Origin of the sequence: Achromobacter sp. SIMBA_011, from assembly GCF_046535435.1 — a bacterium.
Classification (GTDB): Bacteria; Pseudomonadota; Gammaproteobacteria; order Burkholderiales; family Burkholderiaceae_B; genus Achromobacter; species Achromobacter dolens.
In genome coordinates this window covers 1-266 of sequence record NZ_JAWRWN010000572.1, presented here as the reverse complement: position 1 = coordinate 266, position 266 = coordinate 1, and the positions used below count along the sequence as shown (strand labels likewise).

The 266-nt window shown below is 58.6% G+C and carries 1 protein-coding gene; it reads right to left on the bottom strand.

The window, feature by feature from the left end; genetic code table 11:
* A partial coding sequence (locus tag SB816_RS32205) for a hypothetical protein (protein WP_410548271.1) occupies positions 1 to 266 on the bottom strand: 266 nt, incomplete at both ends.

The following is a 266-nucleotide window of genomic DNA, read 5'->3' as shown; positions in this document are numbered from 1 at the left end:
GCGTGGGGTATTCCTTGTCGAGCCGATAAGCGACGACCTCTCCCGTGGCGATTGCCCGTATTCCCTCGTCCTGCTTCAGCGCTTCACCTGTCTTCTGACCGAAGTGAATGCCGCCATGCCAGATCCCGCTTGCTCCCAGTGGATAAAAGCCGTCCTCTGCAGTCGCAAGCACCTGCATATAGGTGAGGGGATCCGTGGTGTCCGGAGCTGCACCTCCCTGAGTAGAAGGAGAAAACGGATAGCTCCATGCAAGTGGCGTGTACGCC